This window comes from Massilia sp. DWR3-1-1, from assembly GCF_049898325.1.
In the GTDB taxonomy this organism is placed as follows: Bacteria; Pseudomonadota; Gammaproteobacteria; order Burkholderiales; family Burkholderiaceae_D; genus JAFCUW01.
Genome location: NZ_JAFCXL010000071.1, coordinates 1 through 1,298 on the forward strand (window position 1 = coordinate 1; position 1,298 = coordinate 1,298).

A 1,298-nucleotide genomic window follows, 5' to 3' on the forward strand; every position below is an offset into this window, starting at 1 on the left:
CGACCTTCCCCTTGAACTCCGCGCTATGCGCTTTCCGTTTCTTCGCTTCCGCCATTTGCTGCAATCCTCCAGTGAGGACCATAGCTTAAACTGCTGTCTCAAATCGTGGGTCCACTATACTTCGGTAGCTATAGCTCGCGCCGGCAAGTCCGATGCTTCCTACAACGCTATTTGCGCGACGACCGCTCAGTGCAACTTGTGCGTAGGCATGCTCATTGTGAAAACACACCCTTTACCAGGGTGGTTGAGAACGCTTAACGTCCCTCTATCCGCTTCCACATTTTGACGCGAGATGGAAAGGCCGAGCCCTGCACCAGATCGGTCCTCAGCGCACTGGCTAAACGGTATGAATAGCCGCTCTGCGTCTCCTTGCCGGAGGCCGCCGCAATGGTCCTCAACTTCGATGTGTATCCGCTCGTCAACAGCGTGCGCACGTAGCGCGACAATGGTTCCTGGATGAGTGAATTTGAATCCATTTCCAAGCAGGTTCCCTAACGCCGCTAAAAGCAGTTCTCGATTGCCTTTCACGCCAAGCGCCGGATCGACGACTTCGACTTTCAAGATGCATCCGCGAGCGTCGGCACCGAGCTTCCCAGTTTCGCTCGCCTCTTCAATAAACGCGGCCACCGAAAACACCTCACGGACAGGCAGCTCAGCGTTTTCAGCTTTGACTTCTTGCAGGCAGCGCTCGATCAGCTTCGACATCGCGTCATGACTGCGCTTGAGAACCGTACCTGTCGCCCCGCTTAGGGTGAGGTTCCCTAGACGCATCGCCTCAGTCGCCAGAGTCGCGACGCTCAAAGAGTTTCGAAGCTCATGCATGAGAAAGCCGAGCCGCTGATTTACTTCCGTGTTTTGCCGCAGTGTGATCGCCGTATCGCGTTCGGAGCTGAACTCGGTCACCGCGTCAGCGATGGCGTTGTCCAAGCAGCGGTTTAGCGTTCTAAACTCGTCCACAGAAAAAGGGATGTCGCGCAAAAACGCCAGATCGGTGATAGCTTGGCACAGATCGCCGTAGTCGTGAACGACTTGGTCGACCGAGTAATCCAATTCGAGTAGGGCTTTTCCGTGCGCCGCCGCGCTGACGCCCATCTCGCTCAGCATGGACCCGGCGCCCCCCGACGCGCCGGAGATCCTCGCTCCATCCGCCTGCGTTCCCTCATCCTCAGCTTGAAGGGTTGCGGTGGTCAAGTAATTTCGGACACAACGATAGGTTCTCGTGCTGCCATTTTCCGTTCGTAGACGGCGGGCGGCAGATTACCCAGTGCTGAATTGATTCGTTTCCCGTTGTAGAAGCC

The 1,298-nt window shown here is 56.4% G+C and carries 1 protein-coding gene; it reads right to left on the reverse strand.

The window, feature by feature from the left end; all coding sequences use genetic code 11:
- Positions 1–186: 186 nt before the first annotated feature.
- Positions 187–1,191: a sensor histidine kinase gene (locus ACP7EY_RS23955; RefSeq protein WP_426197756.1), complete on the reverse strand. Its 1,005-nt coding sequence runs from the start codon at positions 1,189–1,191 to the stop codon at positions 187–189.
- Between the last annotated feature and the right edge of the window lie 107 nt (positions 1,192–1,298).